This is a genomic window from Nonomuraea sp. NPDC050451 (assembly GCF_044458585.1).
This window is the reverse complement of record NZ_JBITHZ010000004.1, coordinates 623,691-650,509: the sequence shown is the minus strand read 5'-3', so window position 1 is coordinate 650,509 and position 26,819 is coordinate 623,691. Positions and strand designations below refer to the sequence as shown.

Below are 26,819 nucleotides of genomic sequence, written 5' to 3'. Positions count from 1 at the left end.
GCCTCCACCGACAACGTCGCCGTCACCGGCTACGAGATCTACCGAGGCGGCACCCTCATCACCACCGTCACCGGCACCACCCACACCGACACCGGGCTGAGCGCCAACACCGCCTACAGCTACACCGTCCGCGCCCGCGACGCCGCCGGCAACCGCTCCGCCAACAGCAACACCGCCACCGCCACAACCACGGGCGGCGGCACCGACACCACCGCCCCGTCGGTGCCCGGCAACCTGCGCTCGACCGGCGTGAGCGGCAGCACCGTCTCCCTCGCCTGGGACGCCTCCACCGACAACGTCGCCGTCACCGGCTACGAGATCTACCGAGGCGGCACCCTCATCACCACCGTCACCGGCACCACCCACACCGACACCGGACTGAGCGCCAACACCGCCTACAGCTACACCGTCCGCGCCCGCGACGCCGCCGGCAACCGCTCCGCCAACAGCAACACCGCCACCGCCACGACCACGGGCGGCGGCGGAGGCGGGAACAAGGTGCTCGGCTACTTCGTGCAGTGGGGCGTCTACCAGCGCGGATACCACGTCAAGAACATCGACACGAGCGGCTCGGCGGCCAAGCTGACCCACATCAACTACGCGTTCGGCAACGTGCAGAACGGCCAGTGCACGATCGGCGACAGCTACGCCGACTACGACCGCTTCTACCAGGCCGGCGAGAGCGTGGACGGCGTGGCCGACACCTGGGACGCGGGCGCGCTGCGCGGCAGCTTCAACCAGCTGCGCAAGCTCAAGAAGAAGTACCCGAACCTGAAGGTGCTGTTCTCCTTCGGCGGCTGGACCTGGTCCGGCGGCTTCACCCAGGCCGCGCAGAACCCGACGGCCTTCGCCAACTCCTGCTACAACCTGGTCGAGGACCCGCGCTGGGCGGACGTGTTCGACGGCATCGACATCGACTGGGAGTACCCGAACGCCTGCGGCCTCACCTGCGACTCCAGCGGCCCGGCGGCGTTCAGGAACGTCATGTCGGCGCTGCGCTCCCGCTTCGGCTCCGGCAACCTGGTCACCGCGGCCATCACCGCCGACGGCACGAACGGCGGCAAGATCGACGCGGCCGACTACGCGGGCGCCGCGCAGTACGTCGACTGGTACAACGTCATGACGTACGACTACTTCGGCGCCTTCGCGCCGCAGGGCCCGACCGCCCCGCACTCCCCGCTCACCTCCTACTCCGGGATCCCGACCCCTGGCTTCTACTCCGACGCCGCGATCCAGAAGCTCAAGGGCAAGGGCGTGCCGGCGAGCAAGCTGCTGCTCGGCATCGGCTTCTACGGCCGCGGCTGGGCCGGGGTCACTCAGGCCGCGCCCGGCGGCACGGCCTCGGGACCGGCGCCGGGCACGTACGAGCAGGGCATCGAGGACTACAAGGTGCTCAAGACCCGCTGCCCGGCCACCGGCACGGTCGCGGGCACCGCGTACGCGTACTGCGGCGGCCAGTGGTGGAGCTATGACACGCCGAGCACGATCGGCGGCAAGATGAGCTACTCGAAGAGCCAGGGCCTCGGCGGCGCCTTCTTCTGGGAGCTCAGCGGCGACACCACGAACGCCGAACTCCTCACCGCCATGAAATCCGGTCTGAACTGACCCAGCGTTCTGGCGGGCCCCCACACCAGGGGCCCGCCAGAGGGCCGTCAGCGGGGCGGCGGTCAGCGGGCGGCGGCGGTCAGCTCGCTCACCTGCTCGGCCGTCAGCTCCACGGTGGAGGCGGCAAGGTTCTCCTCCAGGTGAGCCACCGAGGACGTGCCCGGAATCGGCATCATCACCGGCGAACGCGCCAGCAACCACGCCAGGCTCACCTGCGCGGGCGTGGCCCCGACGGCCTTGGCCACGTCGCCCACGGGGCTCCCGGCCGCCGCCAGCGCACCCTTGGCGATGGGGCTGTAGGGGATGAACCCGATCCCCTGCTCCTCACAGTGCTCCAGCACGGCCTCCGAGAACCCGTTGGTGAGGCTGTAGCGGTTCTGCACGGTGACGATCTCGACGATGCGCCGCGCCCGCTCCAGCTCCTCGACGCTCACCTCCGACAGGCCGATGCTGCCGATCTTGCCCTCGTCCCGCAGCGCTCTGAGCTCGCCGAGCTGGTCCTCCAGCGGCACCTCCGGGTCGATGCGGTGCAGCTGGAGCAGGTCGATCCGCTCCACCCCGAGCCGCCTCAGGCTCATCTCGACCTCCTGCCGCAGGTACGCGGGCCGCCCCACGACCACCCACTGCGCCGGCCCCGGCCGCACGAACCCGGCCTTGGTCGCGATCAGCAGCCGCTCCGGGTACGGGTGCAGCGCCTCCCGGATGATCTCCTCACTGATGTAGGGCCCGTAGGAGTCGGCGGTGTCGATGAGATCGACGCCCAGCTCCACTGCCCGCCGCAACACTCGCACGGCCTCGTCGTGATCGCGGGGCGGCCCCCAGACCCCGGGCCCGGTGAGACTCATGGCCCCGAAGCCGAGCCGGTGAACGGTCTTGTCACCGATGGCGAACGTGCCGGTGGACTGGAGGTCTATGGACATACGGGTTCCCCGTTTCGCTGTCAGCTGGGCCGTCTACGCGTCTCCCATCTTCGCCTCAACCGGACCCCTGCCGCGCTCCGGGGCGCTGGTGGCCGAAGCGGACCGGCTTGGAGCCGCTCAGCCGTACCTCCGGGTCGGTCATCGCCTGCGGCGGCGCGGGGCGCTCGACGGCCGGCTCGATGACCGGCTCGGCTCCCTCGGCCTCCGCGATCCGGCGGACGAGCCGCTCACGCAGCTGCGCCGCCGCCCCGGCGTGCGACGGGAACCCCGCCAGGTTGACCAGCTCGTGCGGGTCGTTCTCCAGGTCGTACAGCGCCTGCTCCCGGTAGGCGGCGGAGCCGGGGTCGTCCCACGGGTGGGCGTCCTCGGCGACGGCGTAGTACTTCCAGCGCGAGGTCCGGATCCCGCGTCCCACCTCCGACTCGCTCACCTGGAAGAACACCTCCTCGGGCCAGGCCGCCCGGGGGTCGCGGACCAGCGGGAGGAACGAGCGCCCCTGCATGGAGTCGGGGACGGGCAGGCCGGCGGCCTCCAGGAGCGTGGCAGGCAGGTCGATGGTGCTGACCGGGCGGGAGACGGCGCCGCCGCCGTCGAAGCCGGGGCCGCGCAGCGCCAGGGGCACGCGCAGCGACGCGTCGTGGCACGAGCGCTTGTACTCGCCGTTGCGGGTCTTGAAGTGGTTGCCGTGGTCGGAGGTGTACGCCACGATCGTGTCGTCCAGCAGGTCCATGCTGCGCAGCGCGTCCAGCAGCCGCCCGAGCCCCTCGTCCAGCCGCTTGACCTGCCCCAGGTAGCCGCCCATGTGCTGGTGGGCGGTGCCGCCGAGGGCGGCCAGGTCCGGTGGCATCCAGCGGCCCTGGTAGCGCTCCTCGTAGCCGTCGGGCGCCGGGTAGTTGTCCACCTCGTTCTGGTGGTGCGGCTCCAGGAACGACAGGAACAGGAAGAACGGCTCCTCGTGGTGGTCGGCGACGTACCTGATGGCCGCGTCCACGAGGGCGTCGGAGCGGTAGCCGGGCAGCAGCACGGGGTCGTCGGCCTCGTCGTACACGATCGTGCGGTAGGCGTCGGAGGTGTGCTCCAGCGCGTTCGCGGCCAGCCACGACCGGTAGCCGCCGCGCCGGTCGGCCGGGACCGGCTCGCTGCCGCCGAGGTGCCACTTGCCGATGTAGCCGGTGGCGTAGCCGGCCGCGCCGAAGTGGTGGGCCAGCGTGCGCTCCTCGGGCGGCAGCACGCGGCCGTTGCGGTAGACGCCGGTCGTGGTCGGGTAGCGGCCCGTCTGGAGCGCGGCGCGGGCGGGCGCGCACACCGGCTGCGGCGTGAGCGCGACCGTGGCCTGCGTGCCGTGCCTGGCCATCCTGTCGAGGTTGGGGGTGAAGGGGCCGACGGTGTCCCACCGCTGCTGGTCGGTGAAGAACACGATCACGTTCGGACGCAAGAAATGACTCCTATTTGAGGCCGGTCAGCGCGATGCCGCGCACGAAGTATCGCTGGGTGAGGACGAACAGGACGGCGGTGGGGACGAAGAGGATCACCGAGCCCGCGGCCGTGAGGTGCCACAACGTGAAGTACTCCTGGTTGAACAGGGTGAGCCCGACGGGAATGGTGCGCATCTCGGGCGTCGTGGTGGCGACCAGCGGCCAGAGGAACTCGTTCCACTGGAAGACGAACGTGAACAGCCCGAGCACGGCCAGCGCCGGCCGCGTCTGCGGCAGGATGATCCGCCGGTAGATGCCCAGCTCGGAGGCGCCGTCGATGCGGGCCGCGCTGATCAGGTCGTCGGGGATGGGCTGGATGAACTGCCGCATGAGGAAGATCCCGAACGCGTCCATGAGGAACGGCGCGATCAACCCCTGGTACGTGTTGAGCCACCCCAGGTTGGCCATGAGCACGTACAGCGGGATCATCCGCACGAAGAACGGCACCATGAGCGTGGCCAGCAGCGCCACGAACAGGGTGTTGCGCAGCGGGAAGCGGAACTTGGCGAACACGTACCCGACCAGCGGGTCGAAGATCAGGTGCGCCAGCGTGATGGCGCCGGCCACGACGAGGCTGTTAACGATGAAGTTCCCGAACGGCGCGCGGGCGAACAGCTCCGCGTAGTTGCCCCACTGCGGTGATTCCGGCCAGACCACGGCCTGCGCCGACAGGGTTTCGGCCTCGGTCTGGAGCGACAGCGACAGCATGTAGAGCAGCGGCAGCACGGTGATGAGCGAGGCCAGCCCGAGCAGGAGGTAGAGCAGCGTCCTGCGCATCAGTACACGACCTCTCCGCGCCGCCCCGCCCGGAGCTGGACCAGCGTGAACGCCACGATCACGATCAGCAGCAGCACCGACTGCGCCGAGGAGTAGCCGAAGTCCCTGGTGCGGAAGGCCACGTTGAAGATGTGGAAGACGGACAGGTCGGTGGCGTCGCCGGGCCCGCCGCCCGTGATGATGTACGCCTGCCCGAACGCCTGCAGCCCCGAGATCACCGCCATCACCGACACGAACAGCGTCGTGGGAGCCAGCAGCGGCAGCGTGATGCGCCAGAAGCGGCGCCACGCGTCCGCGCCGTCGATCTTGGCGGCCTCGTGGTACGTCTCGGGGATGCCCTGCAACCCGGCCAGGAACAGCACCATCGTGTAGCCCACGCTCTGCCACAGCGTCACGGCGGCGATCGTGAGCAGCGGCGCGGTGTTGAGCCACTGCTGCGCGGGCAGCCCGGCCGCGAGCAGCACCCGGTTCAGCACGCCCAGCTCGGGGTCGAGGATGTTGCGCCACAGCAGGCCGACGATCGCCACGGAGGTCAGGTACGGCACCAGCAGCAGCACCCGGAACGCCACCCGCCCCTTGAGCGGCTGGTCGAGCGCCATCGCCAGGGCCAGCCCGAGCACGATCGAGCCCACGACCACGGCCACCGCGAAGGCCACCGTGACCAGGAACGAGTGCCGCACCGCCGGGTCGGCCAGCGCCTGCGCGTAGTTGCCCAGCCCGGCCCACTGGTCGGCCTGCGGCCCGGTGCGCACGCTGGTGGCCACGACGTTGCCGATCGGCAGGTAGAAGAAGGCCGCGAAGAACAGGATGGCGGGAAGGAGGAACAGGTAGGCCGTCCGCGCGTAACGGCCGGAGAGCGTGCGGGGCCTCATCACCGCAGGAAGCCCTCGGCCGACTCGGTGAACGTCGCGAGCGCCTCGGCGGCCGGCTGGTTCTGGATGAGCACCTGCTGGTACATGACCTTGAGCTGCTCCTCCCACTTGCCGAGCTGCCCGGTGAGGCGCACCTGCTGGGAGGAGTCCTTGGCGTACGGGAGGGCGTCGGCGAAGACCTTGGTGACCTCGTTCGACTCCACCTCGGGCAGCTTCGTCCAGGAGACGCGCGGCATGAGCATGCCGGTCTCCTTGGTGGCGGCCTGCTCGACCTCGATGGCGGTGATGCGCTTGATGAAGTCCCACGACAGGTCGGGCCTGGTGGCCTTGGCGGGGACGAACATGCTGACGCCCGCCGCCTGCGTGGCCTGCGTCTTGTGCTTGAGCGGCGGCGCGACGCCCAGCTCAATGTCGGGGCTGGTCTTCCTGATCGGGTCCAGGTCCCACGGGCCGGTGAAGATCATCGCGGCGCGCTTGGCCGAGAACAGCTTCTGCGGGCCCGAGTAGTCGGTGCCCGTCACCGGCACCGGGGCGACCTTGTGCTTGTGGACCAGGTCGGCCTGGAACTGCAGGGCGGCGACCGCGTCCGCGACCGGCGTCATGACCTTGCCGGTCGCGGGGTCGTAGGGGGTGACGCCGGCCTGGGCCAGCCAGGGCCAGAGGTAGGTGTAGTCCTGGTTGAGCGCGACGCCGTACACGCCGTCCCTGGTGAGCTTCTTGGCGGCGGCCAGGAACTCCTCCCAGGTGGTCGGCACCTCCACCCCGGCGTCCCTGAGCATGGCCTTGTTGTAGAAGAGCGTGTTGCAGGTCAGGTGGAGCTGCACGCCGTACACCTTTTCCTGGTACGAGTTGCGCTCCACGGTGACCGGCTGCCAGTCGGAGGGGAAGCCCATCGCCTGGCCGTCGCGGTCGACGTACTCCTGCAGCGAGCGGGCGTTGCCGGAGACGGCGAACTCCTGCACCCATCCGCCGGGCTCCTCGACCAGGTCGGGCACGGTCCCGGAGGCGAAGTCGGCCAGCAGCCTGGTGCGCAGGTCGGGCCACTGGTACTTCTGCAGGTTGACCTTGACCTTGTTGGCCTGCTCGAACTCGGCGATCACCTTGCGGTAGGCCTGGTAGTCGTGGCCCGCGTTCCAGTAGACGGTGAACGTCCCGGGCGCGGCGGCCTGGGTGGTCGGCGCGCCGGCGCAAGATGAAAGGACGGGTACGGCGGCGGTGGCGGCGGCCAGGCGGAGCAGGTCACGGCGAGACAGAGGGGAGGACATCTCGGGTTTTCCCTTCTACGAAGAGCCCCGCCGCAGGAAGGTCCAGGAGCGGACGATCTCGCGGGCGGGTGGTTGCTCCTCGGCCTGGAGGCGGTCGAAGAGCAAGCGTGCGACGTCGGTGTAGTCGTGGCGGAGCGGGCCGACGGTGCTGAGCTGCGGATTGCTGATGAGACCCTCGTCGATGTTGCCGGCGCCGACGATCGCGACGTCGCCGGGCACGCTGAGCCCGGCGTCCCTGGCGGCCCAGATCGCGCTGATCGCGGCGCGGTCGGAGGCCGCGAAGATCGCGTCGGGGCGGTCGGGCGAGCGCAGCAGCTCGGCGGCGGTCTGGTAGGCCGCCACGCGGTCGTCCGCGCCCGTGGTGATGATCCGCTCGCTGACGCCGTGCCGGTCCAGGGCGGTCGTGTAGCCGAGCAGCCGGCCTGCGGGCTGCTCCCGGTGGAGCTCGTGGCGGTGCGCCAGGAACGCGATGCGCCGCCTGCCCTGGGCCAGCAGGTGCTCGACCGCCTCCGCGCACGCCTCCGTCTCCGGAGTGCGTACGAGGTCGCAGCCCTCGAGGCCGTCCTCGTTGCTCAGGACCACCATCGGCAGCCCGGTGCCGGCGAGCCCGGTGACCAGGTCGCGGGTGAGGTGGTCGCCGGCGAGGTTGATCAGCGCGCCGTCGGCGACGCCGCCGCGCAGCACGTCGACGGCGGCCTTCGCGCGGGCCTCGGAGTAGACGGCGAGCGTCACCACGGAGTAGCCGCGCGCGTCGGCCATCTCGTGCAGGTCGGTGGCCAGGCGCTCGTCGCTCGGCACGCCGCCGAGCGAGCTGAGCACGAGGCAGATCCGCTGGGTGCGGCGCTTGCGCAGGCTCCTGGCGGCCTGGTTGGGGGTGTAGCCGAGCTGCCTGGCGGCATCGAGCACCCGCTGCCTCGTCTCGGCGGCCACGGGGCGGTCCCGGCCGCTGAGCACGTAGGAGACGGTCGCCACGGACACGTTCGCCAGCTCGGCCACTTGTCGCGCTGTAGGTCTCATGTTAGTCGTATAACCTAGCATTCCCTACGGAAATAAAGGGAAATCTCTGGCCTCTGATGTGGATGGGGAGGTCGGCACGCCGATGGTTCTCGCCTGGCTGTGCGATGGTGTGTTAATCGTTTAACACCGTATGCCTGCGGCGTTCGCCAGATCAACCCCATCGGCTCGGGTTTTCCCTAGGACATTCCCGGTGGCGCGCGATCGTGGGCAATCGCTAGCTTGGGTGTCCGTGACGCCTCTTTTGCCGGGCGACCCGGCACAACTGGGCGAATACTGGCTGGCGGGCCGGCTGGGCGCGGGCGGGCAAGGGGTCGTGTACGACGCCTACGACGACGCCGGGCGACGCGTGGCGATCAAGGTCATCCGCCCGGAGTTCCTGGAGCACGCCGGGGCCCGGGCCGACTTCGTCAAGGAGGTGACGGCCGCGCGGAAGGTGGCCTCGTTCTGCACGGCCCGCATCATCGACGCCGACCTCGACGGGCCCACGCCGTACATCGTGAGCGAGCACATCGAGGGGCCCAGCCTGCGCACGGCCGTCGAGCGGCACGGGCCGTTCGACGCCGACCGGCTGCACCGGCTGGCCGTCGGGGTGGCCACGGCGCTGGCCGCCATCCACGACGCCGACGTGGTGCACCGGGACCTGAAGCCGGCCAACGTGCTGCTCGGGCCCGACGGGCCGCGGGTGATCGACTTCGGGCTCGCCAGGACGGGCGAGATGTCGCAGACGACCGAGGGGGAGTTCGCGGCGGGCACGCCGCCGTACATGGCGCCCGAGCGGCTGGCCGGGCAGCGCGGCGGATCCGCCGTGGACGTGTGGGCGTGGGGCGCGATGATGCTGTACGCGGCCACCGGGCGGCCGCCGTTCTCCGGCGACCTCGCCCTCCTGCGCTACCAGGTGGCCGGCACGCGGCCCGACTTCACCGTGCTGGCGGAGCCCTTGCGGCGCCTGGTGAGCGAGGCGATGTCGCTGGACGCGGAGGCCCGGCCGGCGGCGCGTTCCCTCCTGCTCGACCTCATCGCCATGAACGGCGCCGCCGGCGGGCCGGGCCTGTCGCAGGGCGGGCTCTCCGGGCTGCTCAGCAGCGGGAGCCGGGCCGCCGGGGAGATCGGGCCGCCCGCCGAACCGGCCACGCCGTCGCCGGCCGAGGTCGCCGAGGCCGTCTACGAGCGGCTCAGCCCGGAGGATCGGGCGCTCGTCCCCTCGGCTCTGCTGCGCATGGTGCGCACCGACGAGAGCGCCGAGACCGCGCTCAGGGAGGCGGCCACCCGGGATCTCGTCGACGGCGCGCGGGACCCGGCCGGCGTGGAACGGGTGCTCCAGGCGTACACGGACGCGGGCCTGCTCGTCCACAAGGGCGAGTCGATCACGCTGGCGGGGGCGGCGCTGCTGCGGGCGTGGCCGCGCCTGCGGGACTGGGTCGAGGCCGATCGCGAGGCGCTGACCGTCCACCACGCCCTGAACAGGGCGGCCACCGTGTGGCACGCCAACGGCCGCCGCCCCGACGACCTCTACCGGGGCACGGTCCTGGACGAGAGCGTCGAATGGGTCGCGAACGGGCGCGGGCCGCTCCGGCCGAACCAGCGCGAGCAGGCGTTCCTGGACGCCTCCCGCGAGCGCACCCGTGACCTGGCCAGGCGGCGCCGGCGCGTCAGCGGCACGATCGCGGCGCTCGTCGCGGTGCTGCTGGCCGCGATGGGGGTCGTGGTCGTGCAGAACGTGCTGGGCACGCGCCAGCGGGACACGTCGGCCGCCCGCCGGGTGGCCGCGCTCGCGAACCGGACCCGGGCCGGCGACCCGCTGACGGCGCTGCTGCTGAGCGTGGCCGCGTGGCGGCTCGCGCCCGTGGCCGAGGCGCGCTCCGCCATGTACGCCTCGCTGGCCCAGCGCGAGCGCTCGGCCTTCCGCCCCGCTCCGGTCTCGGGCTCGGCCCGATTCGACCTCAGCGACGACGGCACGCGGCTGGCCGTGCTGGACGGCGGCAGGTTCACCCTCTGGGACGTGCACGCCGGACGGCCCGCCCGCGCCTTCGGCGGGGTGAGCGGTCTCGTGAGCGCGATCGCGCTCAGTGCCGACGGACGCAGGCTGGCCGTGGCCGGCGAGCGGTCGATCTCCGTCTGGGACGCCGAGCGCGGGGTGCGGGTCGCCGAGTTCGGGGAGGGCGCGCAGCGGCTGGCGTTCAGCCCCAGAAGGCTGCTGCTGGCGGCCACCACGGCCGAGGGCCGCGTGCGGGTGTGGGACCTCACCAGCCAGCGCCCGGTGGCCGTCGGCGACGCCACCGAGGTCGCCTTCTCCGCCGACGACGGCCTGATGGCCGCCACCCTGCCCGGCGGCCGGATCGAGCTGCGCGACTGGCAGGGCGTGCTGGCCCGGTTGCCCGGCGCGGCGCTCGCGTTCGACCCGGTGCGGCGCGAGCTGGCGGTACGGACGGGCGGCGACGTCCGCTTCTGGGACCTCGCCGCGCGGCGCTGGCGGGAGCCGGTGCTGAAGGGGTTCGGGGCCCGCGCGCTGCGCTTCAGCCAGGACGGCCGCTTCCTGGCCGCCTACGACGGGTCCGACCTCGTCCTCTGGGCGCGGAACGGCAGCCGGCTGCTGTCCCATCCGGTCGGCGAGCTCGTGTCCGGGCTCCGGCTGAGCCCGGGCACGCTCACCTTCGGCCTGCTCGACGGCACCGTCGTGACCCTGGACGTCTCCGACCTCACCCGCCCCCGCACGCTGGCGCCCGGGGTCGAGGCCGGGCTGATCGACCCCGCGCGGCGTACGGTGATCGTGCGGCGGCCCCGGGTGGAGGTCTGGCACCTGGGCGGGCTGGAGCGCCTGGCGGCTCTGCCGGTCACCCCGACCGCGATGGCGCTGAGCCCCGGCGGCACGCTTCTGGCCGTCGGGACGGCCGATCCCGCGCGGGTGACGCTCTGGAACCTGACGACGGGCACGAAGGACCGGACGTTCCTCGTCAAAGGCGCGAGCGAGGTGGGCGGGCTCGCGTTCGGCCCGGACGGCACGACGCTGGCGGTGGCGCCCTTCCAGGAGACCGTCACCCCGCCCGCGAACAACTGGCGCGACGTCCAGCTCTGGGACGTCCGCCGCGCGGTCAGGACGCGGACGCTGAGCGTGCCCGGCGGCTCCGGCATGGTCTTCCGCCCCGACGGGCGGGAGCTGGCGGTGAACGGCGTGGACGGCGCGCTCGCGTCGCTGGGCGGGGCCGGGGCCGTCACCAGGCCGTTCGGGGAGAGCGCGGACGGCGTGCGGGCCATCGCGTACAGCCCGGACAGCAGGGTCATCGCCACCGGAGCGCTGGCCGCCGGGGTGACGCTCTGGAGCGCCGCCGACCGCCGGCAGCTGGCCCACCTGCCGCTCAAGGGGTTCGGGGCGGTGGACGTGCTGGCGTTCTCGCCCGACGGCCGGACCCTGGCCGTCGGCGGCTCGAACCGCGTCCAGCTCTGGGACGTCGCCGAACGCGCCCCGCTCGGCCCGCCGACCGTGTATCCGGCGGGCGAGGTGGTCGCGCTGGCCTTCGACGCCGGGCAGCTGCGCTGGCTGCGGACCGACGGCACGCTCGGCGACCAGCCCGCCACCGCCGCCGGCGCGGCCGCCGCCCTGTGCGCCAGGGCAGGGCGCTCGCTCTCCCGGAGCGAGTGGGAACGGCTCATCCCCGGCACGCCCTACCGCGAGATCTGCTGACAGGAGGAGACATGCAGCCTTCGCCCGACATCGTCGCCATCCAGGTGACGCCGCAGCCGGTCGTCCTGGACACCGGCGAGGTCGCGCTCCGGATCGAGGTGTCCACCGCGAACGCCACCCGGTTACGCGGCCGGCTGCTCAGCCCGGACGGGACGCGCGTACCGCTCGAGTTCGCCGCCCAGCCGCCGCCGTGCGACTGGCTGGCCACGCACACCCTCCAGCCCGCCGACCGGGAGGGGACGTGGCAGGTCGAGGCGCGGTCCGGCCGGGCGGCGGCCGTGCACGAGTTCGACGTCGACCGGCGCGGGGCGAAGGCCGAGGCGCGGTTCGAGTCCTTCGACGCCGAGCCCCGCCGGGTCCCCAGAGGCGACCTGGTCCGGCTCATCGGCCGGCTGGAGCTGGTCAAGAACGGCGCCTCCGGCCCGGCGGCCGGCCTGCCCGTCGTGATCGCGTTCCAGGAACAGGAGACGTGCGGCCGGCGTGAGCTCGCCGAGGCGGTCACCGACGACCTCGGCCGCTTCGCCGCGCAGGCGCCCGTCATGGAGAGCGGCGAGTGGCGGGCCGAGGTCCGCAGCGACCCCGAGGTGATCGGGGCGGTGAGCACGGCGGTGTTCGTGGAGGCGACGGCCGAGCAGCGGTACGCGACGCAGCTCGACTACGCGGTACGGCGGGCGGGCGGAGGCACCGTCCACTCTGGACGGCTGCGCGGCAAGCCGGGCGCGTCCTGGGAGGGGCTGGGGAACCAGCGCATCTGGGTCTTCTACCGCAAGCCGGGCGCGCCGTCCGGGGCGTTCAACTCGGTCAACAAGAGCGCCCTGACCCGGGACAACCCGGTCCTCAGCAGGGGCCGCTTCGAGGTCCGCACGGGGTCGAAGAGCGGGGGCGCGTGGCGGGTGCAGTACTTCGGCACCAACCTGGCGGCGGGCGTCGTGAGCGCCGCCAAGCCGGCACCGTGATCAAGTGGGTGGACACCGCCCTTCGATATGGGTCGGCGATCACGAGGTCACCACGCGGCAGCCCTCCGGCGGGAGTCACATGGGGGTTTCGACCCGCCCTCGGTGGGGCCTATCCTCTCGACGTGCCGTCACCGAAAGGACGACCTATGTCAGTGCCGCGGCGGAGCCCGTCCCTGATCTGGACCGGCAGGATCGTTTTCGCGCTCGGCGTTGCAGGACTCGTCGGCTATTTCGCCGCTGTCGGGCTCGAGAAGGCCGACAGGCTCGGCAGCGTCATCAGCTGCCTGGTGGCGTTGGGAGCCCTGGTCGCGCCGTATCTGCTCCCTCCCGCTCCGGCGAGCAGCTCGCAGGAGACGGCGGAGCCACCCAATGGCCACGGCATCGACCTGCGTCATGCCCAGGGCGTCCAGATCAACCAGTCCGGCGGCAATTCACAGCACAACAACTTCTCTTCGTGATGAACATGCCGGAAAAAGATCCGAAAGGTGATGACACATCCGAGGCACGGCCGCCGGAGAAGGATTCGTATGCGGTCGACGCGAGATATGCGCGCGGCGTTCAGATCAATAGCGGCCCGGGCGGCAACTCGATGGTCAACAACTTCTTCGAGCAACCGTCTTTGGACGAGGACCTTCGCACACTGCGCCTGCGTGACCTGGAGGGCGCCTTCCGCAAATTCATCGAGTGCGGTCGCGACAGGCAGGTCGACCTCTTGTCCGAGTACGAGCGTGCGGGCGAGATCGCCAATCTGATCTGCGCGAGAAAAGGCCCCGCCCAGTGTGCCGAACTCCTCTATGGAATGGCAGCCGAGCGCTTTATGAAACGGCTCGGGGAACTCACCCGGGACCATCGGAGTGCGGTTATGACGCAGCTGGCCGAACGACTTTCGAAGGATGGGAGTGGAGCGGCTGTCCGGTTACGGGAATACGCGGCGGCGAATCCCGGCCGCGCGGCTCAGCTGTTGATCGGCATCACCAGAGTCGATTCGTCTTCCGCGCGGTTCCGCACGCACCGGGCAGCCCAGTTGCTCCCTGGGGTCGAGTACGTCTTGGGCCTGAAAGACGAAATGGCCGCAGCGCTGTTGAGGGCGCTGCTGTTCCGATACGCGGTCGACAGCGCGTCCGGTGAGCGATACCCACTTCCCGAGCTGACGCGAGACGCGCCCGGGCTGCTGGAGCGGCTGGTCATCTCGGATGTGCACCGCACCGCTCGCCTGATGGCGGCCCTGGGTTCGGCGAAGTTGGTCGCGGCCTGCATCAGGCGCCTTCGGCTGGCGTCAGCGACAAGGTTGCTCGATGGACTGGCGGTGGTCTCACAGACTGGATTCGAAGCCGTGTTGCGAGCGCTGCCGCAGCCCATGGCCGCCGTTCTTCTGGGGCGGGTCTCAGACTCGAATGCGGCGAGTGTTTCGGGCCGGCCCTGGACCAGCGGGTGGCCATGGATAGATGCCGTCCTGGCGCTGATGACGTACGCGAACGCGATAGCCGATCGGCTCGTGTCCAGGGCGGGCCTGGACGCGAGCGAAATCCGCAACATCCAGGACATCTGGCGCGCAGCCTGTCGGACCGTGAAGAACAGCGATTACTATCGGCGCCAGCGGAACCATCTTGCCGGCGCTGCTGTTGTGCTCTTTGTTGGATTAGTGCTCGCACTCCTGCTCGGCTGACAGCCCCGTGCCCCCTGGGCGCGACTGCCGCGCGACGGACACCAGGGATCTCCGTCAGCGTGGCGAGGGGATTTCGCCCGTTACCCTCCGTAATCTTGCCTGGTGAACGGAGGGAGAGGTCTCGTGGGTGGTTGGTCGAGTTCGTGGGGTGCAGGTGGGCGGGTTTCCCGCCGGACGTTCGTCACCGGCACATTCGCCAGTGCGCTGGCCGGCGCCGTCCCCCTGCTGGGCGCCCCGCCCGCGACGGCGGCGCCACGACCCGGGGGGATGGTGCTGCGGGCCCGGCCCGCGACGGTCTCCCTGGGGCGGCGCGAGGTGCGCACCTGGACCTACAACGACGACGTCCCCGGCCCGCAGATCAGGGTGATGGCCGGTGAGCGGGTCCGGGCGCGGCTGGTCAACGAGCTGACCGCGGCGACCACCGTGCACTGGCACGGCATCCGGCTCGACTTCCCCATGGACGGCGCGCCCGGGTTCAGCCAGGAGGCGACCCAGCCGGGCAAGACGTTCGACTACGACTTCGTCGCGCCCGATCCCGGCACGTACTTCTACCACTCGCACGTCGGCACCCAGCCCGACCGCGGCCTGTACGGCACGCTGATCGTCGGCGACCCGCGGGAGCCTCTCGAGTACGACGAGGAGTTCACCGTCGTGCTCGACGACTGGCTGGACGGCATCGAGGGCACTCCGGACGACGCCCTGGCGCGGCTGAACGCGTCCACCGACCACGACGACACCCTGCGCAGCGAGGCGCTCGGCGGCGTGGCGGCGGAGATGCGGCACCCGCTCTACTTGGTCAACGGCCGGTCGCCGGACGCCCCGATGAGCTTCCGCACCGCGCCGGGCCGCGTGGTCAGGTTCCGGGTGATCAACGCGGCCTCCGACACCGCCTTCCGCGTGGCGCTCGGCGGGCATCGCATGACCGTCACCCACACCGACGGCTTCCCGTGCCATCCGGTGAACGTGGACACGTTCCTCATCGGCATGGGCGAGCGCTACGACTTCCTGACCCGGCTCGACTCGGGAGCGTTCCCGCTGGTCGCGATGGCGGAGGGCAAGCGGGGGCGGGCGTTCGCGGTGGTGCGGACGGATCGCCGGGCGGAGTCGCCGGCGAGCGATGTCCAGGTGCCGGAGCTGACCGAGCGGATGCTGGCGTACCGGGACCTGGAGGCCCCGTCGTCCCACGATCTGCCCCGCCCGTCCAGGTCCATCACGGTGACGCTCGGCATGCGCCCGTCCGGCAACGAGTGGACGATGAACGACAAGGTCACCAGTGACCACCTGCGGCTGCGCGTGGACCGGGGCGAGACGGTCCGGCTGATCGTGGACAACCAGTCGCCCATGTGGCACCCGATGCACCTGCACGGCCACACGTTCCAGCTGCGCCTGCCGGACGGGCGCGGGCCGCGCAAGGACACCGTGAACATCAAGCCGCGCCAGCGGCTCCACCTGGACGTGCTCGCCGACAACCCCGGCGAGTGGATGTTCCACTGCCACAACCTGTATCACCAGGAGCAGGGCATGATGGGCGCCATCGGCTACGGCCCCGCCCCGAGCAACACCGGCCACCGTCCCCAGCAGCACAACCGCAAGCGGAAGCGCCGACGCTAACAGCGTTCGCACATGCGCACAATGTGCGCTATGGTGAGTGGTATGGCGAAAGACGAGCAGTCCATCCCTTCGGTGTGGGCGCGGCCCCGCCGCGAGCGCGAGCAGCCGGCGCTGAGCCGCGACCAGATCGTGGCCGAGGCCGTCCGGCTGCTCGACGAGGAGGGCATCGACGCCCTGAGCATGCGCCGCCTCGGCAGCCGGCTCAACGCCGGGGCGACCTCGCTCTACCGCCACGTCGCCAACAAGGACGAGCTGATCGAGCTGGCCGTGGACGCGGTCTACGGCGAGCTGCCGCTGCCCGAGGAGAGCGACGCCACCTCGTGGCGGGCGGCCATCGCGCACATCGCCCACAGCCTGCGCGCCACGATCCTGCGCCACCCCTGGATGGCCGCCAAGCTCGGCGAGGTGGGGCTGGCCTACCTGGGGCCCAACATGCTGCGCCAGACGGAGCACATGCTCGGCGTCCTCGAGTCCGCCGGTTTCCCGCTCGACGAGGCCGACCAGGCGATGAGCACGCTCGTCGCGTACGTGCTCGGCGTCACCACCAGCGAGGCCGCGATCCTGTCCATGATCACCCGCAGCGGTCAGACCGAGCAGGAGTGGGTGGAGCGCCTGTGGCCGGCGGCCGAGCGGGCCGTGCAGGACTATCCGCGCCTGCGTGCCCGCTACGCCGCGCAGCGCGACCAGCTCTCCTCCCAGTCCAACGAGGACGGCTTCGAGTACGGCCTCCAGCGGGTCCTCGACGGCCTCCAGTCCCGCCTCGGCTGAACTCCCATTTCAGAGCCCTGCTCACGTGTGACATAAGCCTGCCGTCGGTCTTGCGACGCGGCCTCGGGCTACGGAAGGATCGCCCAATCGAACCCCCCGTTCCCGCATGACCTTGGAGAGGCCGTCGTGCCCACACAGCACGCGAACGTCGAGCAGTTCGGATACCGGCAGGAGTTACGCCGCGGGGTCGGGCTGACCGACCTCGTGTCCTACGGCCTGGTGTTCATGGTGCCGATCTCCCCGTTCGCGATCTTCGGCTCCGTCTACGCCCGCTCGGGCGGCATGCCGGCCCTGGCGTACCTCGTCGGGATGGTCGCGCTGCTCTTCACCGCCGCCTCGTACGCGCAGATGGTCAAGGCTTTCCCGCTGTCCGGCTCGGTCTACAACTACGCGGGCCGCGGCATCGCGCCGCCGGCCGGTTTTCTGACCGGATGGATGGTCCTGCTCGACTACATCCTCGTGCCGTGCCTGCTCTACCTCGTCGCGTCCATCGCCATGCACGCCATCGTGCCGGAGATCCCCGTGTGGGCCTGGCTGATCGCCTTCGTGGCGCTCAACACCACGATCAACCTCCGGGGCATCCGGATGACGGTCAAGCTCACCCGCATCATGATCGTGTTCGAGCTGGTCGTGCTGGCGCTGTTCCTCGTGGTCGGCGTCTGGGCCCTGCTCCAGGGCAAGGGCCGCGGGTTCAGCCTCTCCCCGCTGTTCAGCCCGGAGACGTTCTCCTGGCCGGTGGTGTTCGCCGCGGTGTCGGTGGCCGTGCTGTCGTTCATCGGCTTCGACGGGATCAGCATGCTGGTCGAGGAGTCCACCGGCGGGTCCCAGCAGGTGGGCCGGGCCATGCGGCTGGCCCTGGTGCTGGCGGGCGTGCTGTTCATCGTGCAGGTGTGGGTGGCCGCCCTGCTGGTGCCCGACCCGGCGGGCCTCCTGCGGCACGGGGGTGACACCGCGTTCTACGACGCGGCCGCGGTGGCCGGCGGCGAATGGCTCAGGCACCTCACCTCGACCGCCACCGCGCTCTCCTGGGGCGTGGCCAACACCATGGTGGCCCAGGTCGCGGCCTCGCGCCTGCTGTACGCGATGGCCCGCGACCGGCAGCTCCCGTCGTTCCTGGCGAAGGTGTCGGTCAGGCAGTCGGTCCCGGCCAACGCCATCATGCTCGTCTCCCTGCTGTCCGTCGGCCTCGGGATCTGGATGTCCACCCGCGCCGACGGCGTCGACCTGCTCAGCAGCCTGATCAGCATGGGCGCCATGGTCGCGTTCATCGTCCTGCACGCGTCGGTGATCGTGCACTACTCGCTGCGCCTCGGCTCGGACGCCATGTGGACGCACCTCATCGCGCCGCTCATCGGGATGGGGATCCTCGTCTTCGTGGTGATCAACGCCCACGTGATGGCGCAGCTGGTGGGCCTGATCTGGCTCGGCGTCGGCGCCCTGGTGCTGGCCGGCCTGTACGCGCTCGGCCGCCGGCCCACCGTCCAGGGCCTGACCGGACGGTCATGATGAACCGGCTGCCGCTCCACGAGGACCTGTATCTCATCGCGCACGACCAGTCCGGCAAGCCCCTGATCCACCAGTCGTCGATGGCTCTCGGACTGGCCGGCGCGGTGCTGCTCGAACAGGCCATCAGCGGTCGCGTCACCGTCGCGGGCGGCCACGTAACCGTCTCCGGCGACGCCCCCGTCTCCTTGGCGGACGGCGACGTCAGGCTGCTGATCAAGAAGGCGGCGGACGGCCTCTACGACCGCACCCGCGAGGCCCTGGTCGCCTCGGGCGTGCTCGTCAGGGTGAGCGGGCGCCGCCTGGGCATGCTGCCGTACACGCGTTACCAGCTCGCCGACATCGCCTCGGTCGTCCGGGCCTCTTCGGGAGCGCGCTCGGCGGTCGAGGGCTGGAAACCGCCGGACGCGCGGTGCGCCGCGCTCTGCGGGCTGGTGGCAGTGCTGCGGCTGGAGGCTGAGCTCTACCTCGATCAGCCGGCGAACCGGCTGGTCGGCCGCCTCCGCGAGATCGCCGCGGCCGCCCCGCCCGTGGTGGGCGAGCTGGTCGCGGTCGTGGACACCCTGGTCGCGGAGGCCGCCGTGGCGGTCTACCGCTAGCTGTAGCCCTCAGCTGGGCCCGGCCATCGCCGCGAGGCGGCGGGCGAGCCGGGCGACGGCCTCCCGCAGCTCGGCGGGCTCCAGCACCTCCGCCTCGAAGCCCAGCCGGGCCACGTGCACGGCCAGCCAGTCGAGGTCCTGCCCGCCGGCGACGAGCACGCACCACCCGTCGCGATCGTCCTCGACCCGCCCCACCTGGGGCGGCACCAGCTCCCGCACCCGATCGGGCGGGGCGTGCAGGCGCACCCGGGCGAGATACCGGTACGGCGCCTCGGCCACGGACCGCTGCACGTAGGCGGCCGGGTCGGGATGCTCCCTCGCCCGGAAGCGCCAGGTCGTCGCCTCCACCTCGCGCATCCGGTCCAGCCGGAAGGTGCGCCAGCCGTCGCGGTCGACGTCCCAGGCCATCAGGTACCAGCGGCGGCCGGTGGAGACCATCCGCACCGGCTCGACCGTGCGCTCGCGCTGCCCGCCGTCGTGGCCGGGATACCGGAACCGCACCCGCACGGCGTCGCGGCAGGCCCGCGCGAGCGTCGTCAGCAGCTCCGCGTCGATCTCGACCCCGGGGCCGACCAGGGTCTCGGTGGCGCCGTACACCGCCCGGACCTCGGCGCGCAGCCGGGGCGGCATCACCTGGTCGAGCTTCGCGAGCGCCCGCAGCGCCGCCTCGCCCGCCCCGGCGACCGTGCCTCCCGCCGCCAGCCGCAGGGACACCGCCGTCGCGATCGCCTCCTCGTCGTCGAGGAGCAGCGGCGGCAGCCGGGTGCCCGCGCCGAGCTGGTAGCCGCCGCCGACGCCCGCCGTCGCGTGCACGGGGTAGCCGAGCGCGCGCAGCCGCTCCACGTCGCGGCGCACCGAGCGGTCGGTGACACCCAGCTCGGCGGCGAGCTCGGCAGCGGTCCAGGACGGCCTGCGCTGCAGCAGCGCCAGCAGCCGCAGCACCCGCTCGGTCGTCGACTCGACAGTCACGCGCTCATCGTTCCACAGATCACGGACCGATTCTGTCCGCTATATGCGGGAGGCTTGAGCCATGAACCACCAGAGCTGGAACACCCTGCTCCGAGATCAGATCGACTGGCACTGGACCCATCAGCTGCGCGATCGCCTCGACGGGCTCACCGATGACGAGTACTTCTGGGAGCCGGCGCCCGGCTGCTGGAGCGTCCGGCCGCGCGGCACCGGCGCCGCGCCGGTGCGGGCCGGGTCCGGCGCGATGACCATCGACTTCGCGATGCCGGTGCCCGAGCCGCCGCCGGTGACGACGATCGCCTGGCGACTCGGGCACGTGATCGTCGGCGTGCTCGCGATGCGCAACGCCTCGCACTTCGGCCGCACGCCCACCGACTACGGGTCGTTCGAGTACGCTCCGACCGCGGGCGCGGCGCTGGCCCAGCTCGACGCGGAGTACGCCACCTGGCTGGCCGGGGTCGAGTCCCTCGGCGAAGCCGGACTCGCCCGCCCGTGCGGCGAGGCGGAGGGACCGTACGCCGAGTTTCCGCTGGCGGCGCTGGTCCTGCACATCAACCGCGAACTGATCCACCATCTGTCAGAGGTGTGCCTGCTGCGCGACCTCTACCTGCACACCCACCGGGAGACGAGCTGAGATGGCCCGCGACATTCAGATCACCTTCGACTGCGCCGACCCGGCCGGGCTGGCCGCGTTCTGGGCCGAGGCGCTCGGCTACCGCTTGCAGGACCCGCCCAAGGGCTTCGAGTCGTGGGAGCAGGCCCTGGAGGCGATGGGCGTGCCGCCCGAGCGCCGCAACGACGCCTCGGCGCTGATCGACCCCGAGGGCTCCGGGCCGCGGCTGTTCTTCCAGCGGGTGCCGGAGGGCAAGACGGCCAAGAACCGCGTGCACCTCGATGTGCGGGCCGCCCCCGGGCTCGCGGGCGACGCGCGGATGGCGGCCCTGGAGGCGGAGGCCGAGCGGCTCGTCTCCCACGGCGCCACCCGGCTCCAGCGCCACGAGCCCGCTCCCCCGCTCGGCGCCGGTCACATCGTGATGGCCGACCCCGAGGGCAACGAGTTCTGCCTCGACTGACCGGCCGCGCCCCCCATGGACGCCGCGAGGTGCGCGGGTTACGCTCCGCTCGCCACAAGATGGGGGGCAATCCATGACTTACACGCTTTTACGCGGGAACTTCGTGATCCGGTACGCGGATCTCCCGCGGCAGGGCCCCGAGCCCGACGGCGACACCGTGAAGTTCCTGCCCGACTCGCCCGCGCTGGTGGAGGCGCTGCCGCGGCGCTCCGGCCACCCGCCGAAGATCAACCGCCGCGGCGTCTCCGTGCGCCTGGAGGCCATCGACGCGCTGGAGACCCACTTCGAGGAGACGCACCAGCAGCTCGCCGGGGCCAACGCGGCCAGGGACGAGCTGCTGCGCCTCCTCGGGTTCACGAACGTGCGGTACTGGGAGGACCTGCCGAACAAGGTGAAGTCGGCGGACCAGGACTCCATCCGCGGGCACGTCCTCACGAACGGGGTCGACGCGAACGGCCGGCTGATCGGCTTCGCCTACGCGGGTGACCATCCGGGGGCCGACGGGGCCTCGGTGTTCCTGGACCCGGCGCTCGTGGACGCGTCCGTCAACGGCACGCTGCTGGCCGGCGGGCTGGTCTATCCGGCGTTCTACGCGACGCTGCCGGCGGAGCTGCGCACGCACCTGGCGGAAGTGTCGCAGGCGGCCAGGAGCAAGGCCGCCGGCATCTGGCCCGGCTCGACCGCCGACCCCGACGGCGCCGCCACCGTCACCGGCCTGGCCGACGCCGAGGCCCTGGTGATGTGGCCGAAGCTGTTCCGCCGCATCGTGCCGTACCTCGCGGCCGGTTTCACGGACTTCGACGGCTTTGACGCCTGGCTGCGCGCGGACCCGGTCAACCGGGGACGACGAGGTGTTCCTGCTCACCAAGCTCGAACGCGGCAACCTGCACGACGTGATCAAGGGTGCCGGGCAGCAGCTCCAGCTCACGGTGTGGCCGGAGGAGTTCATCATCGCCCCGGACCCGGCGCCGCCGGGCACCGTCGTCAAGCCGCCGCTGGTCGCGGCCGGGGATCTGCTGATCGTGGCGGCCCTCCCAGACCCGGCCGGCGCCGACCGCGGCAACGAGACGGTCACCCTGCTCAACCTCACGGCGACCGCGATCGACCTCGAGGGCTGGGCCCTGTCGGACGCCGCCGGCGGCCGTAAGACGCTGACCGGCCGGATCGACGCCGGAGCCGCGCTGCGGGTGACGCTGGACGGCGGGCTGCGGCTGGACAACGGCGGCGACACCATCGTCCTGGTGGACCCGAAGGGCAGCTCGATCGACCAGGTGACCTACCAGGCGAACCGGGTCATGGCGGGCCGGACCATCGCCTTCGGCCGCTGACACAACGGGCGGTGCCGGGCCCCGGCACCGCCCACATCACCGTCGACACGAAGGAGTTCGTGATGTTCGGGACACGGTCGCTGTTGAGGCTGGCGGTCGGCGCGGCGGCGGGCTACGTGCTCGCCGTCCGTCCGTGGCACCTCCGCTGGGGTGCCGACGACCGCGAGGTCCACGGCGAGATGGCCGGCGACGACCTCGTACGATCCCCGCAGTACCAGGCCACCAGGGCCGTCACCGTCGACGCTCCCCCGGCCGCCGTCTGGGCCTGGCTGGTCCGGCTGGGCGGCTACCGGCCGGGCGGCGGCACCCCCGAGCCTCCGGCCACGGAGGAGCCGCTGAAGGTCGGGGACGTCCTGCACCCCGCGTCCGACGGCACCGGGTACGTCGTCGAGCAGGCCGACCCGCCCCACACCCTCGTGCTCGCCCAGCGCGGCGAGGACGCCACCACCACCTGCTCGGTCTCCCTGCGCGACCTGGACGGCAGGACCCGGATGGTCTTCCGGGTACGCGTCCGAGCCCAGCCCGGCGTGCGCGGCACCACCTACCTCGCCTCGATGGACCTGGTCGACTTCATGGCGATGCGCAGGCAGCTGCTGACCATCAAGGAACGCGCCGAGTCCGCGCACTGACTCATAGTTTGAACACCGGTTGACGGGAGGCCTCTGGAGCGCTTACGGTTCCGGCGATATCGATGAAACATATCGATATAAATCCGAAACTTTCGGAGGCGTCATGTTTCGTGGAGTCGTCGCGGTCGCCTTGCTCGGCCTCCCTGCGGTGAATCCCTCCCAGCCCCCCGCCATCACCGTGAACGAGCACGTCAGGCACCAGGAGATCGACGGCTTCGGCATCTCCCAGGCGTTCCGGCGCAACGAGCTGCTCAAGGCGCTGCCGGAGTCGCAGCAGCGCGAGGTCCTGGACCTGTGGTTCGACCGCGAGAAGGGCGCCGGGCTGAGCATCCTGCGGCTCGGCATCGGCTCCTCCCCCGCCGGGAGCCCGTACGACCACATGGTGTCGATCCAGCCCGAGGACCCCGGCGGCCCGGACGCGCCGCCCAAGTACGTGTGGGACGGCGACGACAACAGCCAGGTGTGGGTGGCCAAGGCGGCCCAGGCGTACGGCGTGAAGCGGTTCTTCGCCGACGCCTGGAGCGCGCCCGGCTACATGAAGGACAACGGCGACGACAAGGGCGGCGGCACGCTGAAGCCGGAGTGGCAGCAGGCGTACGCGAACTATCTGGTGGCGTACACGAAGTTCTACGCCAAGGAAGGCATCAAGATCACCGACCTGGGGTTCACGAACGAGCCCGACTGGACGGCCTCGTACGCGTCCATGCGCTTCACCCCTGAGCAGGCCGCCCAGTTCGCCAAGGTGCTGGGCCCGGTGGCCAAGGGCACGCGCGTGGTCTGCTGCGACTCGTTCGGCTGGAACCAGGCCAAGGCGTACACGGCCGCGATCGAGGCCGACCCCGAGGCCCGCCGCTGGGTGAAGACCCACACCGGGCACACCTACGCCAGCCCCGTGGACGCCCCGCTGCCGACGACCAGGAAGACCTGGATGTCGGAGTGGAACCCGAACGGCAGCACCTGGAACGAGAACTGGGACGACGGCAGCGGCTACGACGGCTTCGCGATCGCGCAGGCCGTCCACGACGCGCTCACGCTGGGCAACGTCAGCGGCTACGTCTACTGGCTGGGCGGTTCGCGCGGCACGACCCGGGCGCTGCTGCAGCTCGACGACACGGCGAAGACGTATCGGGTCTCCAAGCGGCTGTGGGCGCTGGCGGCGTACAGCAGGTTCATCCGGCCGGGCGCGGTCAGGCTGGACACGGCGGCGGCGGACCCGGCGCTGAAGGTCTCCGCGTTCCGCAACCCGGACGGCTCGCGCGTCGTCGAGGTGCTCAACACGGGCACCGCACCGGTCACGTGGCAGGGCGTGCGCGGCCGGGCGACCGCGTACCTCACGGACGGCGCCAACTCGCTCACCCCGTCCGCGGTGACGGGCCGCACGGTGACGCTGCAGCCGCGGGCGCTCACCACGCTCGTCATCCGATAACGAGGCCGCGAGAGCCCGGGCAGGTGCCGGCCCGGGCTCTCGTCACGCGCGGCGGCTGGATGGGGGCTAGCCCCAGACCTCCTGGGCCGTCTCGACGATCAGGCGGAGCTTGGCGAACTGCTCGTCGGCCGTGAGCTGGTTACCCTCGACCGTCGACGAGAACCCGCACTGCGGCGACAGGCAGATCTGGTCGAGGTCGACGAACTTGGCGGCCTCGTCGATCCGCCGCTTGAGCGTGTCCTTCGACTCCAGCTCGCCCCGCTTGGTCGTGACCAGCCCCAGCACCACCATCTTCCCCGGCGGCACGAAGCGCAGTGGCTCGAAGCCGCCGGACCGCTCGTCGTCGAACTCCAGGAAGAACCCGTCCACCTTCAGCTCGCCGAACAGCGCCTCCGCCACGAAGTCGTAGCCGCCGGAGGCGGCCCAGGAGGAGCGGAAGTTCCCCCGGCACATGTGGGTGGTGATCGTCATCCCGGCGGGCTTGGCGGCCAGGGCGGCGTTGATCTGCTTGATGTAGCGCAGATGCATGTGCTCGGCGTCGTCCCCGCGCGAGCTCAGCTCCGCCCGCTGGGCCGGGTCGTTCAGGTAGGCCAGGCTCGTGTCGTCGAACTGCAGGTACGTGCACCCCAGCGCGCCGATCCTGCGCACCTGCTCGGCGTAGGCCGCGCTCAGGTCCCGCCAGAACTCCTCCACGTCCGGGTAGACCGCCGGGTCGATGGCCGCCGGCCCGCCCCGGTAGTGGACCATGCTCGGCGAGGGGATGGTCAGCTTGGGCACCACCGTGGTGACGGTGTCGCGCAGGAACGTGAAGTCGTCGGCGAAGATCGGCTCGTTCAGCCGGATCCGCTCGTGCACGCGCAGCGCCGCCGGGGTGAACTCGATGTCCCCCTGCTCGTTGTGGAAGCGCACCGTGATGTGCTCGTCGGTGGCCTGGCCGATGCCGCCGAGCCGGTAGATGAAGTCCATGTGCCACGAGGCCCGCCGGAACTCGCCGTCGGTGGCGCTCTGCAGCCCGATCTCCTCCTGGCGGCGTACCACCTCCCTGATGGCCTCGTCCTCGGCCTCCCGCAGCGCGTCGCCCGTGAGGGTCTCGCGGGCGCGGAGCAGCGCGGGCGGGCGGAGCAGGCTGCCGACGTGGTCCGCGCGGAACGGCGGCGAGGTGCGCATTCGCAGATCATCTCCTCTGGTCGTCAAGGTTGTGCCCGTAGAGCTTTCTGAGGTGGGCTTTGAGCAGCTTGCCCGCCGCGTTCTTCGGCAATTCGGGGACGAATTCCAGATATTTCGGGATTTTGAAGCGGGCCAGGCGGCCGTCCAGGTACGCCAGCAGCTCATCGGGCTCGATCGCGGCGCCCGGGGCCGGCACGACCAGCGCCTTGCCCACCTCGCCCCACTTCTCGTCCGGCACGCCGATCACCGCGCACTCGGCGACCGCCTCGTGCCCGAACAGGACGCTCTCCACCTCGGCGGGATAGACGTTCTCGCCACCGGAGATGATCACGTCCTTGAGGCGGTCGGAGATGCGCACGTAGCCGTCCTCGTCGGCGACGCCGACGTCGCCCGAGCGGAACCAGCCGTCCGCCGACAGCACCTTCGCGGTCTCCTCCGGTCGCCGCCAGTAGCCGGCCATGACGTTGGGCCCCTGTACGTACACCTCGCCCGGCTCTCCGGGACCCGCCGGGGAGCCGTCGGGCGCTACCAGCCGTACGTCGGAGAAGAAGCACGACACCCCGGCCGAGCCCGCCTTGGCGATCGAGTGCTCGGGCCCGAGGAAGAGGGCGCCGGGCGCCGTCTCGGTCATGCCGTACCCCTGCAGGAACGTCAGCCCCCGATCCTGATAAATCCGGATCAGCGGCTCGGGCACCGGCGCGCCCCCGCACAGCAGGTGCCGCAGGCTCGACAGGTCGGCCCCCGCCCAGCGTGGCGACCGCGTGAGGAAGCCGAACATCGACGGCACGCCGAACATCACCGTCACCCGCTCCGCCTCGATCAGGTCGAACGTCCGGTCCACGTCGAAGGAGGGCTCCAGGATGACCCGGCCGCCCTTGAGCACGGTCGGCACCAGCGTCTGGGCCAGCGCCGCGATGTGGAACAGCGGCGCGCTGACCAGCGTGACCTCGTCGTGCGCGAGCGGCACGTCCACCAGCAGGTTGAAGGTGTTCCAGGTCAGGTTGGCGTGGGTGAGCATGGCCCCCTTGGGGCGGCCGGTCGTCCCGGACGTGTACATGATCAGGCACACGTCGTCCTGGCGCACCGGCTCGTCGATGGGCTCGGGCGAGCCGGAGGCGAGCAGCGCCTCATATTCGGCGGCCCTGACGTGCCGCCCCGGCAGCCCCTCGCCGTCCTGCTCCTCGCCCAGCACGAGGACCGACGCCTGCGCGTCCTCCAGGATGAACCGCAGCTCGGGCCGGGCCAGCCGGGCGTTGAGCGGCACGAACACGGCCCCCACCAGCCCCGCCGCGAAGAACGTCTCCACCATCGCGGGCTGGTTGACCCCGAGGAAGGCGACCCGCTCGCCGCGCCCCACGCCGAGCGCCGAGGCCAGCCGGTACGTCCGTTCGCTCAGCTCACGGTACGTGCGGTCCTGTCCCCGGTACGTCACCGCCACCCGTTCGGGCGTCATGCGGGCCCGGCGTGCGGGCCACGAGCCAATCCCCTGATTCCGCATCGGCGCTCCTTGACGC

The 26,819-nt window shown here is 71.4% G+C and carries 25 protein-coding genes; 14 read left to right on the top strand and 11 right to left on the bottom strand.

Annotation, left to right across the window (positions count from 1 at the left end):
- The first annotated feature begins 36 nt into the window (after nucleotides 1-36).
- Entirely contained in the window at nucleotides 37-1,605 is a 1,569-nt protein-coding gene (locus ACIBI9_RS17985) for a glycosyl hydrolase family 18 protein (protein WP_397223315.1), read from the top strand.
- A 62-nt stretch (nucleotides 1,606-1,667) separates the two neighbouring features.
- Here ACIBI9_RS17985 and ACIBI9_RS17980 read toward each other — a convergent pair whose 3' ends face one another.
- The 6 genes from ACIBI9_RS17980 to ACIBI9_RS17955 are packed head-to-tail and all read right to left on the bottom strand — an operon-like array spanning nucleotide 1,668 to nucleotide 7,931.
- A complete protein-coding gene (locus ACIBI9_RS17980; RefSeq protein WP_397223219.1) occupies nucleotides 1,668-2,525 on the bottom strand; it encodes an aldo/keto reductase in 858 nt (285 codons plus the stop codon).
- Between the two features lie 55 nt (nucleotides 2,526-2,580).
- Nucleotides 2,581-3,960, bottom strand: a complete 1,380-nt coding sequence (locus ACIBI9_RS17975; RefSeq protein WP_397223218.1) for a sulfatase-like hydrolase/transferase — start codon at nucleotides 3,958-3,960, stop codon at nucleotides 2,581-2,583.
- A gap of 10 nt (nucleotides 3,961-3,970) precedes the next feature.
- Nucleotides 3,971-4,777 carry a carbohydrate ABC transporter permease gene (locus ACIBI9_RS17970; protein ID WP_397223217.1) on the bottom strand — a complete coding sequence of 269 codons (807 nt, stop codon included), beginning with the start codon at nucleotides 4,775-4,777 and terminating at the stop codon, nucleotides 3,971-3,973.
- Entirely contained in the window at nucleotides 4,777-5,649 is an 873-nt protein-coding gene (locus ACIBI9_RS17965; protein ID WP_397223216.1) for a carbohydrate ABC transporter permease, read from the bottom strand. The genes ACIBI9_RS17970 and ACIBI9_RS17965 overlap by 1 nt, the downstream gene beginning before the upstream one ends.
- Entirely contained in the window at nucleotides 5,649-6,914 is a 1,266-nt protein-coding gene (locus ACIBI9_RS17960) for an extracellular solute-binding protein (RefSeq protein ID WP_397223215.1), read from the bottom strand. The genes ACIBI9_RS17965 and ACIBI9_RS17960 overlap by 1 nt, the downstream gene beginning before the upstream one ends.
- Before the next feature lie 15 nt (nucleotides 6,915-6,929).
- A complete protein-coding gene (locus ACIBI9_RS17955; RefSeq protein ID WP_397223213.1) occupies nucleotides 6,930-7,931 on the bottom strand; it encodes a LacI family DNA-binding transcriptional regulator in 1,002 nt (333 codons plus the stop codon).
- A 229-nt stretch (nucleotides 7,932-8,160) separates the two neighbouring features.
- On the opposite strand from ACIBI9_RS17955, the gene ACIBI9_RS17950 reads away from it, so the two are divergent.
- The 8 genes from ACIBI9_RS17950 (at nucleotide 8,161) to ACIBI9_RS17915 (ending at nucleotide 18,713) form a co-directional block, all read left to right on the top strand.
- Nucleotides 8,161-11,610, top strand: coding sequence for a WD40 repeat domain-containing serine/threonine protein kinase (locus tag ACIBI9_RS17950; RefSeq protein WP_397223212.1), 3,450 nt, complete (start codon nucleotides 8,161-8,163; stop codon nucleotides 11,608-11,610).
- Nucleotides 11,611-11,621: 11 nt separating this feature from the next.
- Nucleotides 11,622-12,566, top strand: coding sequence for a hypothetical protein (locus ACIBI9_RS17945; RefSeq protein WP_397223210.1), 945 nt, complete (start codon nucleotides 11,622-11,624; stop codon nucleotides 12,564-12,566).
- Between the two features lie 146 nt (nucleotides 12,567-12,712).
- Nucleotides 12,713-13,024 (top strand): hypothetical protein, encoded by a 312-nt coding sequence (locus ACIBI9_RS17940; RefSeq protein ID WP_397223209.1) that lies wholly within the window; start codon nucleotides 12,713-12,715, stop codon nucleotides 13,022-13,024.
- Complete coding sequence (locus ACIBI9_RS17935) at nucleotides 13,021-14,232, top strand: hypothetical protein (protein ID WP_397223208.1); 1,212 nt, start codon at nucleotides 13,021-13,023, stop codon at nucleotides 14,230-14,232. Before ACIBI9_RS17940 ends, ACIBI9_RS17935 begins: the two co-directional genes overlap by 4 nt.
- Before the next feature lie 123 nt (nucleotides 14,233-14,355).
- The gene (locus ACIBI9_RS17930) at nucleotides 14,356-15,843 is read left to right on the top strand and encodes a multicopper oxidase family protein (RefSeq protein WP_397223207.1); all 1,488 of its coding nucleotides are present in this window, start codon (nucleotides 14,356-14,358) and stop codon (nucleotides 15,841-15,843) included.
- Between the two features lie 42 nt (nucleotides 15,844-15,885).
- Nucleotides 15,886-16,611 carry a TetR/AcrR family transcriptional regulator gene (locus ACIBI9_RS17925; protein ID WP_397223206.1) on the top strand — a complete coding sequence of 242 codons (726 nt, stop codon included), beginning with the start codon at nucleotides 15,886-15,888 and terminating at the stop codon, nucleotides 16,609-16,611.
- A gap of 126 nt (nucleotides 16,612-16,737) precedes the next feature.
- Nucleotides 16,738-18,117 carry an APC family permease gene (locus ACIBI9_RS17920; protein WP_397223205.1) on the top strand — a complete coding sequence of 460 codons (1,380 nt, stop codon included), beginning with the start codon at nucleotides 16,738-16,740 and terminating at the stop codon, nucleotides 18,115-18,117.
- On the top strand, nucleotides 18,114-18,713 hold the full coding sequence (locus ACIBI9_RS17915) for a GPP34 family phosphoprotein (protein WP_397223204.1): 600 nt from the start codon (nucleotides 18,114-18,116) through the stop codon (nucleotides 18,711-18,713). Before ACIBI9_RS17920 ends, ACIBI9_RS17915 begins: the two co-directional genes overlap by 4 nt.
- Nucleotides 18,714-18,722: 9 nt before the next feature.
- Here the strand turns inward: ACIBI9_RS17915 and ACIBI9_RS17910 are convergent, their stop codons facing one another.
- A complete protein-coding gene (locus ACIBI9_RS17910; RefSeq protein WP_397223203.1) occupies nucleotides 18,723-19,682 on the bottom strand; it encodes a helix-turn-helix transcriptional regulator in 960 nt (319 codons plus the stop codon).
- A gap of 61 nt (nucleotides 19,683-19,743) precedes the next feature.
- On the opposite strand from ACIBI9_RS17910, the gene ACIBI9_RS17905 reads away from it, so the two are divergent.
- Together ACIBI9_RS17905 and ACIBI9_RS17900 are read left to right on the top strand one after the other, a co-directional pair.
- Complete coding sequence (locus ACIBI9_RS17905) at nucleotides 19,744-20,316, top strand: DinB family protein (protein ID WP_397223202.1); 573 nt, start codon at nucleotides 19,744-19,746, stop codon at nucleotides 20,314-20,316.
- Between the two features lies 1 nt (nucleotide 20,317).
- Complete coding sequence (locus ACIBI9_RS17900) at nucleotides 20,318-20,755, top strand: VOC family protein (RefSeq protein WP_397223201.1); 438 nt, start codon at nucleotides 20,318-20,320, stop codon at nucleotides 20,753-20,755.
- A gap of 78 nt (nucleotides 20,756-20,833) precedes the next feature.
- Here ACIBI9_RS17900 and ACIBI9_RS17895 read toward each other — a convergent pair whose 3' ends face one another.
- Together ACIBI9_RS17895 and ACIBI9_RS17890 are read right to left on the bottom strand one after the other, a co-directional pair.
- On the bottom strand, nucleotides 20,834-21,172 hold the full coding sequence (locus ACIBI9_RS17895) for a hypothetical protein (RefSeq protein ID WP_397223199.1): 339 nt from the start codon (nucleotides 21,170-21,172) through the stop codon (nucleotides 20,834-20,836).
- A gap of 171 nt (nucleotides 21,173-21,343) precedes the next feature.
- Complete coding sequence (locus ACIBI9_RS17890) at nucleotides 21,344-21,520, bottom strand: hypothetical protein (RefSeq protein WP_397223198.1); 177 nt, start codon at nucleotides 21,518-21,520, stop codon at nucleotides 21,344-21,346.
- A gap of 86 nt (nucleotides 21,521-21,606) precedes the next feature.
- Here ACIBI9_RS17890 and ACIBI9_RS17885 point away from each other — a divergent pair, with 86 nt between their 5' ends.
- The 3 genes from ACIBI9_RS17885 to ACIBI9_RS17875 all read left to right on the top strand — a co-directional run bounded on the left by ACIBI9_RS17885 (nucleotide 21,607) and on the right by ACIBI9_RS17875 (nucleotide 24,138).
- Nucleotides 21,607-22,083, top strand: a complete 477-nt coding sequence (locus ACIBI9_RS17885; protein ID WP_397223197.1) for a lamin tail domain-containing protein — start codon at nucleotides 21,607-21,609, stop codon at nucleotides 22,081-22,083.
- Nucleotides 22,084-22,145: 62 nt separating this feature from the next.
- Nucleotides 22,146-22,712: an SRPBCC domain-containing protein gene (locus ACIBI9_RS17880; protein WP_397223196.1), complete on the top strand. Its 567-nt coding sequence runs from the start codon at nucleotides 22,146-22,148 to the stop codon at nucleotides 22,710-22,712.
- Nucleotides 22,713-22,815: 103 nt separating this feature from the next.
- Nucleotides 22,816-24,138, top strand: a complete 1,323-nt coding sequence (locus ACIBI9_RS17875; protein ID WP_397223194.1) for a glycoside hydrolase — start codon at nucleotides 22,816-22,818, stop codon at nucleotides 24,136-24,138.
- Between the two features lie 66 nt (nucleotides 24,139-24,204).
- Here the strand turns inward: ACIBI9_RS17875 and ACIBI9_RS17870 are convergent, their stop codons facing one another.
- Nucleotides 24,205-25,305, bottom strand: a complete 1,101-nt coding sequence (locus ACIBI9_RS17870) for a 5-methyltetrahydropteroyltriglutamate--homocysteine S-methyltransferase (protein WP_397223192.1) — start codon at nucleotides 25,303-25,305, stop codon at nucleotides 24,205-24,207.
- A gap of 7 nt (nucleotides 25,306-25,312) precedes the next feature.
- A complete protein-coding gene (locus tag ACIBI9_RS17865; protein WP_397223190.1) occupies nucleotides 25,313-26,803 on the bottom strand; it encodes a long-chain fatty acid--CoA ligase in 1,491 nt (496 codons plus the stop codon).
- Nucleotides 26,804-26,819 lie beyond the last annotated feature (16 nt).

Coding starts and splice junctions, on each gene's coding strand:
- ACIBI9_RS17980 (WP_397223219.1), bottom strand. CDS start 2,525: ATGTCCATAGACCTCCAGTCCACCGGCACGTTCGCCATCGGTGACAAG.
- ACIBI9_RS17970 (WP_397223217.1), bottom strand. CDS start 4,777: ATGCGCAGGACGCTGCTCTACCTCCTGCTCGGGCTGGCCTCGCTCATC.
- ACIBI9_RS17965 (WP_397223216.1), bottom strand. CDS start 5,649: ATGAGGCCCCGCACGCTCTCCGGCCGTTACGCGCGGACGGCCTACCTG.
- ACIBI9_RS17960 (WP_397223215.1), bottom strand. CDS start 6,914: ATGTCCTCCCCTCTGTCTCGCCGTGACCTGCTCCGCCTGGCCGCCGCC.
- ACIBI9_RS17955 (WP_397223213.1), bottom strand. CDS start 7,931: ATGAGACCTACAGCGCGACAAGTGGCCGAGCTGGCGAACGTGTCCGTG.
- ACIBI9_RS17945 (WP_397223210.1), top strand. CDS start 11,622: ATGCAGCCTTCGCCCGACATCGTCGCCATCCAGGTGACGCCGCAGCCG.
- ACIBI9_RS17940 (WP_397223209.1), top strand. CDS start 12,713: ATGTCAGTGCCGCGGCGGAGCCCGTCCCTGATCTGGACCGGCAGGATC.
- ACIBI9_RS17925 (WP_397223206.1), top strand. CDS start 15,886: ATGGCGAAAGACGAGCAGTCCATCCCTTCGGTGTGGGCGCGGCCCCGC.
- ACIBI9_RS17915 (WP_397223204.1), top strand. CDS start 18,114: ATGATGAACCGGCTGCCGCTCCACGAGGACCTGTATCTCATCGCGCAC.
- ACIBI9_RS17905 (WP_397223202.1), top strand. CDS start 19,744: ATGAACCACCAGAGCTGGAACACCCTGCTCCGAGATCAGATCGACTGG.
- ACIBI9_RS17900 (WP_397223201.1), top strand. CDS start 20,318: ATGGCCCGCGACATTCAGATCACCTTCGACTGCGCCGACCCGGCCGGG.
- ACIBI9_RS17895 (WP_397223199.1), bottom strand. CDS start 21,172: ATGGAGTCCTGGTCCGCCGACTTCACCTTGTTCGGCAGGTCCTCCCAG.
- ACIBI9_RS17890 (WP_397223198.1), bottom strand. CDS start 21,520: ATGCGGCGGAACAGCTTCGGCCACATCACCAGGGCCTCGGCGTCGGCC.
- ACIBI9_RS17880 (WP_397223196.1), top strand. CDS start 22,146: ATGTTCGGGACACGGTCGCTGTTGAGGCTGGCGGTCGGCGCGGCGGCG.
- ACIBI9_RS17875 (WP_397223194.1), top strand. CDS start 22,816: ATGTTTCGTGGAGTCGTCGCGGTCGCCTTGCTCGGCCTCCCTGCGGTG.
- ACIBI9_RS17870 (WP_397223192.1), bottom strand. CDS start 25,305: ATGCGCACCTCGCCGCCGTTCCGCGCGGACCACGTCGGCAGCCTGCTC.
- ACIBI9_RS17865 (WP_397223190.1), bottom strand. CDS start 26,803: ATGCGGAATCAGGGGATTGGCTCGTGGCCCGCACGCCGGGCCCGCATG.